The sequence below is a fragment of the Desulforegula conservatrix Mb1Pa genome (assembly GCF_000426225.1).
In the GTDB taxonomy this organism is placed as follows: domain Bacteria; phylum Desulfobacterota; class Desulfobacteria; order Desulfobacterales; family Desulforegulaceae; genus Desulforegula; species Desulforegula conservatrix.
Genome location: NZ_AUEY01000046.1, coordinates 23,745 through 30,575 on the forward strand (window position 1 = coordinate 23,745; position 6,831 = coordinate 30,575).

Below are 6,831 nucleotides of genomic sequence, written 5' to 3' on the forward strand. Positions count from 1 at the left end.
GCTGAAAATGAAAAATACAATAAAACACTTATACGTTGGATTAATATATTTATTCCTTTATGCGCCGCTTCTGATTTTGATTGCTTACTCGTTCAACAAGTCCAAATACGCCATAGGATGGCAGGGTTTCAGCCTTGAATGGTATGAAAAGCTTATATCAAATCAGCTTATATTAGATGCTGCAATGAATTCCTTAATAATAGCAATATGTTCAAGCCTTGCCGCAACAATCATTGGCACTCTTGCTGCCGTGGCGTTTTACAGATACCGATTCACAGGCAGAAAAGCCCTCTACACAATGGTGTATTCTGTGATGATGAGCCCTGATATCGTTATGGGAATTTCCCTTCTGATGTTTTTCATGTTCATTGGACTCAAAGTCGGTTTTCTTACTCTACTCTTATCGCATATAACCTTCTGCTTGCCATTTGTTGTTGTGACCGTTTATGCAAGAATAAGCGGATTCGATCCGAACATAACAGATGCGGCAAAGGATCTCGGAGCAACAGAGTTTGAGACATTCAGACATATTATTCTTCCAATGATAATGCCTGCTGTTCTTGCAGGCTGGCTGCTTTCATTCACACTTTCACTCGATGATGTTATTGTAAGCTTCTTTGTGACTGGGCCGTCATTCGAGATACTCCCGCTTAAGATATACTCAATGGTCAGATTGGGGGTTAAGCCGGAAATAAATGCGTTAAGCACACTTTTGTTCTGTTTTACACTGGTTACAGTCACCATATCCCAGCTTCTCATAAAGGAGAAAAAAAGATGAAAAAAACCTTGGCGTTCCTAATCGTCCTATTACCATCATTGGCAATGGCAAAGACCGAAACACTTTATATCTACAACTGGACTGAGTATATGCCTGACAAGGTGATCGCAGACTTCCAGAAAGAAACAGGTATCAAGGTCAATTATTCGACCTATGACAGTAACGAGGCCATGCATGCTAAAATAAAAGTTCTTAAAAAAAATGAAGGTTATGATTTAGTGTTTCCATCGACATACTACGTCGACAAAATGAGAAAAGAAGAGCTACTGACCGAGATAGATAAATCCAAGCTTTCAAACCTGAAAAACCTTGATCCTTCGCTTCTTAACAAATCATATGATCCTGGCAACAAATACAGCATACCTTATCTATGGGGGTCTTCATCAATTGCTGTAAACTCGAAATTCATAGAGCCCAATTCAATAACTTCATGGAATGATCTGTGGAAACCCGAATTCAAAAACAGACTTGTTCTGACTGATGACATAAGAGAAGTCTTTGCCATGGCTCTCATGTCCCTCGGTTTTTCAGGAAACACAAAAGACCCCGCCCAGATCGAAGCTGCATACAAAAAACTTTTAACTCTCAAACCAAACATTCGTTTGTATAATTCAGAATCTCCCAAGCTGCCGTTTCTTAATCAGGAAGTTTATGCCGGAATGATATGGAACGGAGAAGCATATATGGCCTCCCAGGAAAATCAGAACATAAAGTTTATTTATCCGAAGGAGGGCACAATTTTCTGGATAGACAGTATGATCATTCCAAAGAATGCCAGAAATATTGAAAATGCACATAAATTCATTAATTTTATTTTAAGGCCTGAAATCGCAAAAGCCATTAGCCATGAAATAGGCTACGCGACTCCTAATCAAGCAGCGCGTCAGCTAATGGATGAGAAAATAAGAACTAACAAAACGATCTACCCTGATCCTGGCACTGTATCTGCCGGAGAATTTCAGGTAGATATAGGCGATGCGATTCTTACATATGAAAAATACTGGGAAAAGCTAAAAACCGGTAACTGAGTCGTCATGTGCGGGACGGACAATACTGTCCCGCACAACCCTGCCCCATTATCCACAGACTACATGCTAAAAACATTTTGAAACCTATTAATGAATGAAAAGTTCAGACGATGATCACCCAAATAAACAATGGCGGTATGGAATCCATAATCAGGGTATGCTCGACGCCTGAACTCGAACAAGATATAATTATACCAGAATCCTCTTTCCCCGCACTCAGGGCATGGTTTGCAAGACCCGGTGAAATCATTACAATTTCAGATCACAAAAACCGATTCTACAGGGCCAGACTTGCAGAGTGGGACGGCACCAATGCTGTTGCCCATGTATTCCAATCTCTCCCGGAAAATCATGAGCCCAGGGTCAAAATAACAGTTTTCCAGGCAATTCCTGAAAAGGAAAGATTCGAACTCATTCTTCAAAAACTGACTGAAATAGGTGTCTCGGCCATCGTTCCATTTGTTTCAAGAAAATCATTAACCATTGAAGAAAGAGATTCGTCCCAGAAAAAATCCCATAAATGGCCGGAAATTCTTGTTAAAGCTGCAAAACAATGCAGAAGAGGCATCATTCCAGGGCTTGGAGAATCAATAAAATGGGATAATCTTTTGGAAACCGTACATATATTTTCAAAAGCAGCAATACTCAGCGAGCACAATGGGGGCGTTACAATAACTGAGGCTTTCAAAAATATTGAATCAGGAGAAATTTGCCTTATAGTCGGCCCAGAGGGAGGTTTTTTAAAAAATGAAATATCCGAAGCTGCTCAAAAAGGAGTAGTACCTGTATCTTTAGGCTCAAGAATCCTCCGTACTGAAACAGCCTCAATGGTAGCTGCGTCACTCGCAGTGTACATAACAGGAGGCTTCTCTTAGCTGTATAAATCGTGTATTCATTTGCAAAAATGCTTTACAGGGAAACCCTTTTCAAAAGGGCTTCCCATTTTCTCACCAAACTTTTTGGCTGTGTGATTTTAAAAGAAATACTGAGGCCATGCTCAAGGACGCACATTGGTTCGTCCCCAAAAACAATATTGAAAACAGAGCATAGCCATTTAATCTATGGAATAATGCTCCCCAGCCCTTGGAACAAATGCTTTGTATCCCTTGTCTTTTAAAAATTCTGCGAAGGCTTCTGACTGGTCTTCTTCACCGTGAACAACCGCTATCCTTTTTATATTAAGATTGCTCTTCTTCAAAAATGAATAAAGCTCATTTTGATCCGCATGGGCACTAAAGCCACCAAGTTTTAGTATTTTGGCCTTAAGCGGGTATTCCTTATTCAGAATTCTCAAAACAGGCGCGGGTCCTTTTCTTCCGTTTTTCTCATAAGCAGATCCTTCTTCAAGAATTTTTCTACCGAGGGTATGCTGAGCCATATATCCGACTATCAGTATTGTATTTTTTTCATCATGGATCTTACAACGCAGATGATGCAAAATTCTTCCTGATTCACACATGCCTGAAGCTGATATTACTATATGTGGTCTTTCTTCACGCATGAGATTCATGGACTCCTCCACAGAAGAAACATACTCGATTCCAGGAAATATGAACGGATTCTGGCCTTTTTCCAAAAAGGTCGCATGTGTTTCTCTGTCGTATTCTTCAGGATGCTCTCCGAAAACAGATGTGATATTGCCAGCCAGAGGGCTGTCAACATAGATTGGTATATCAGGGATCTCTCTATTGTTTTTCATCTCATGAAGAGTATAGATAAGCTCCTGGGTCCTTCCGAATGCAAAAGCAGGAATAAGCACAGACCCGCCTTTTTCAACAGCTTCAAAAATCGTCGATTTAAGAGCTTTGGATGAATCCTCGACAGGCTCATGAATCCTGGAACCATAAGTACTTTCCATTATAAGTAGATCAAGATCCCTGTCATCGGCATCGAACTCAAGAACAGGATCCTTTATTATAGGCCTGTCAAAACGACCAATGTCTCCTGTATATCCGATCTTTAAAGTTTTTCCTTTTTCTTTTACAGTAAAAATTGAAATGCCGGAACCAAGAATATGCCCTGACTCATAAAATTTACATGTGATGTATTTCCCAACCTTGATTGATTGGGAATAAGGATAACCTTCAAAATAACCAAGACATAATTGCGCATCTTCTGTATTATAAAGTGGTTCCACATGTTCAAGATTATATTTTCTTATGACCTGGGATACGGATTCCTTGTTGATCTTTTCACCTTCAGGCTTGAGATCTTTTATGTCGATATCTGTTCGCCTGCGTTTGTCCTTATGTCCATTAGGATTTTGAAATCTTGCAAGGAAACTTTTAACAGTTTTATAATTCAGGTAAGTAGCATCAGATTCCTGAATATGTGCGCAATCCAGCAACAAGTAAGTGCATGCATCCTTCGTAGCTCGTGTGCAGATTATTCGGCCACCGAATTTCCCCTTGGTCAGCAGAGGCAATCGGCCGGAATGATCTATGTGTGCATGGGAAAGAACAACATTTGTAATAATTGCCGGATCAAATGGGAACACCAGGTTTTTGGACTCACTGTCTTTTCTCTTGCCCTGATGCAGGCCGCAGTCCAAAAGTATCCTGTCATCTCCTGATTCCATAAGATGCATAGAACCTGTGACTTCTCTAACCGCACCATAAAAAGTAATATTCATTTTTTATCTCCATGAGATGAATAATCGAAGCCATTTACTCTAACCAAGTATAATTCAATATGCATTTTATGTCTCCAACATTATTGTTTAGACTGATTCAGGCGTCTACTCGCTTTTTAGATAAAGTATTAAGCACTTTAGTCGTTTTGACGACTGCACATAAAGAAGAAGTTAAAAACAAAGTTCACCATAAAAACACTGGGCCTAAAAAAAATCTTGTAATCGCGCCTTATATCGTATATTAAAAAAAGAAATCCTGAAAAAAATCTCCATACACATCTATTTGGAGTACATCTTAAACATCAGGATGCTATAAAAACCTCTGGAAACTCGTACCTATTTATTTCAACGATTTTATCTTTTCCAGTCATACTATTTGTTTTTATATTACAATTAAATAAAAAACTAATTGTCATGGACTACTGTGTCCCAGGCATTAATTGGTGTATGTAGTGAGCTAATTTCGGCCCGTTAATTTTTATATCTTTAATATATCTCAACATCCTTTCAGAATAACTGTATCTTACAGATCCGCATCAAGGAGGCAATTCTTATGAACAAACCGATCAATTTATTTACCCAACCTGAATATTCAACAGAAACTGTTATTCATGCATTTGAATCCGGCCAGCTTTTTATGAATGGCCTGTTAAAATATTTCGATATATTTCTCGACCCCCTCCCTAATGCGATCAATGCCTTTTTAACTGCGGAGCAAAAAAACCCGGCTTGCAGCCATGACGATTTCAGTGATTTCAACGAACTTATGGACTGGAACATGGCTCTGGCTGAAAAAAATATCCGATCAGGATTTGAAGAATTCAACAAATACAGCAGCTCAAGGCTTCAAGGATGGACCAAGGCGTGGATGGATTATGTTGAAGGAAATCATGAAGGGTTCAGAACTTTTTTCCAGGAAGAAGCTTCAACAATGCGACATATGGCAACATCCATTGACAAAGCCATATCAGAAATTGAAGATCATTTTGGTCTAAAACTGTCGGATAGCGATTGCTATAAAAAAGTTGCGGGAACGGAGAGATTTGACCTTTACCAGGTTCTCCCCAATTTGCCAGATGTAACTGTTCGTGAATTCGGAAAACCTGTTTTGCTTATTCCACCATATGTTTTAGGCCCAAATATTCTTGCATTTCTTCCAAATGAAGGCCGCAGTTATGCACACAGTTTTGCAAACAAAGGTATTCCAACATACATTCGCGTAGTCAAAAACATAAATGTTCATCCTTCAGTACAGACAATGACAGGCGAGGATGATGTGCTCGATACAAAATATTTTTGTGAATTTCTTATGAATAAGCATGAGAAGCAAGTTTCTTTAAACGGATACTGCCAGGGCGGATTCATGGCAATGACAGGAATGCTGACCGGAGAACTGGATAATGTTGTCGACACATTAATAACCTGCGTTGCTCCTCTGGATGGAACAAGAAGTCCTGGATTAACAAGTTTCCTGAGTAGCCTTCCGGAACGATACAGAAAACTCGACTATGCGACAAAGATCCTTGAAAATGGCAATTCTGTAATAGACGGGAAACTTATGGGCTGGGTGTTCAAGCTCAAAAACATAGAAAGGGAATCACCTTTATCAAATATGATGTCTGACATGAAGATGATCCAAGACAGACCAAGCGACCACAAACCGGTTCCCAAAATAGCTGCGGCCATAAACAGATGGATCTGCGGTGACAGGACGGATCTGCCGCTTGATATCAGCAAGATGAGCTTTGCGTCATATACCATTCCGATTGACAGAGAAGGCAATCTTCCATTCAGACTTTTTGGCAAAAAACTTAACCTGAAACATATTGAAAACAAGGGAATCAATTTCCAGATTTGTTATGCAGAAAAAGATGATCTGGTCGAAAAAAGTGCTGCGCTTGCCCCCCTTGATTTTATAAAAGCAGAAATAACCTCTTTCCCTAAGGGGCATGGGGCTATTGCCACTTCTTGGTCTAAACCTGATTCAGCATATCCGCTTGATGGTGAATTTAACGGGTATAGGGGGCCAGTGAAATTTCACCTTGACATCGAAGAAAAAACTGAGAACGAAATGAATAAAAACGCTGCGTAGTCAATGTTTTTTTATTTTGATCTGGCAAGGTGACAAAAAGTCAGATTCCCGTCATTCTCACTCAGGCTGGAATTCATAAGCAACTGAGAAAAATGGATGCAGGATAAAGGCTGTCTTAACAAGCCGTTCAAATAAAAAAGTCCCTTCCGCAAGGAAGGGACTTTTACTGGTGGGCGTCGCCGCCCACCAAAAACTAAGCCGAAGCTAAATTACTTCTTAGGAGCTTCTGGTGCAACAGGTGCTGCTGGATCTACTGGCTTTACTTCGCCTTCTTTCTTTTCTTCTTTCTTTGCTGCATCTT

Annotated in this window: 5 protein-coding genes; 4 read left to right on the forward strand and 1 reads right to left on the reverse strand. The window is 39.8% G+C overall.

What is annotated here, in order from left to right:
* Positions 1 to 7: 7 nt before the first annotated feature.
* From potC to K245_RS0114780, 3 genes are all read left to right on the forward strand, one after another.
* Positions 8 to 778 (forward strand): spermidine/putrescine ABC transporter permease PotC, encoded by a 771-nt coding sequence (potC, locus tag K245_RS0114770; protein ID WP_027359857.1) that lies wholly within the window; start codon positions 8 to 10, stop codon positions 776 to 778.
* Positions 775 to 1,806 (forward strand): extracellular solute-binding protein, encoded by a 1,032-nt coding sequence (locus K245_RS0114775; protein ID WP_027359858.1) that lies wholly within the window; start codon positions 775 to 777, stop codon positions 1,804 to 1,806. The genes potC and K245_RS0114775 overlap by 4 nt, the downstream gene beginning before the upstream one ends.
* Before the next feature lie 110 nt (positions 1,807 to 1,916).
* A complete protein-coding gene (locus K245_RS0114780) occupies positions 1,917 to 2,681 on the forward strand; it encodes an RsmE family RNA methyltransferase (RefSeq protein ID WP_027359859.1) in 765 nt (254 codons plus the stop codon).
* Between the two features lie 179 nt (positions 2,682 to 2,860).
* Here K245_RS0114780 and K245_RS0114790 read toward each other — a convergent pair whose 3' ends face one another.
* Positions 2,861 to 4,438, reverse strand: a complete 1,578-nt coding sequence (locus tag K245_RS0114790) for an MBL fold metallo-hydrolase RNA specificity domain-containing protein (protein ID WP_027359860.1) — start codon at positions 4,436 to 4,438, stop codon at positions 2,861 to 2,863.
* Positions 4,439 to 4,991: 553 nt separating this feature from the next.
* On the opposite strand from K245_RS0114790, the gene K245_RS24730 reads away from it, so the two are divergent.
* Positions 4,992 to 6,530, forward strand: a complete 1,539-nt coding sequence (locus K245_RS24730) for a hypothetical protein (protein ID WP_051284175.1) — start codon at positions 4,992 to 4,994, stop codon at positions 6,528 to 6,530.
* Positions 6,531 to 6,831 lie beyond the last annotated feature (301 nt).

Bases quoted from the DNA above. Each gene is read 5' to 3' on its own strand.
- K245_RS0114775 (WP_027359858.1), top strand. From the start codon at position 775: ATGAAAAAAACCTTGGCGTTCCTAATCGTCCTATTACCATCATTGGCA.
- K245_RS0114790 (WP_027359860.1), bottom strand. From the start codon at position 4,438: ATGAATATTACTTTTTATGGTGCGGTTAGAGAAGTCACAGGTTCTATG.
- K245_RS0114780 (WP_027359859.1), top strand. From the start codon at position 1,917: ATGATCACCCAAATAAACAATGGCGGTATGGAATCCATAATCAGGGTA.
- potC (WP_027359857.1), top strand. From the start codon at position 8: ATGAAAAATACAATAAAACACTTATACGTTGGATTAATATATTTATTC.
- K245_RS24730 (WP_051284175.1), top strand. From the start codon at position 4,992: ATGAACAAACCGATCAATTTATTTACCCAACCTGAATATTCAACAGAA.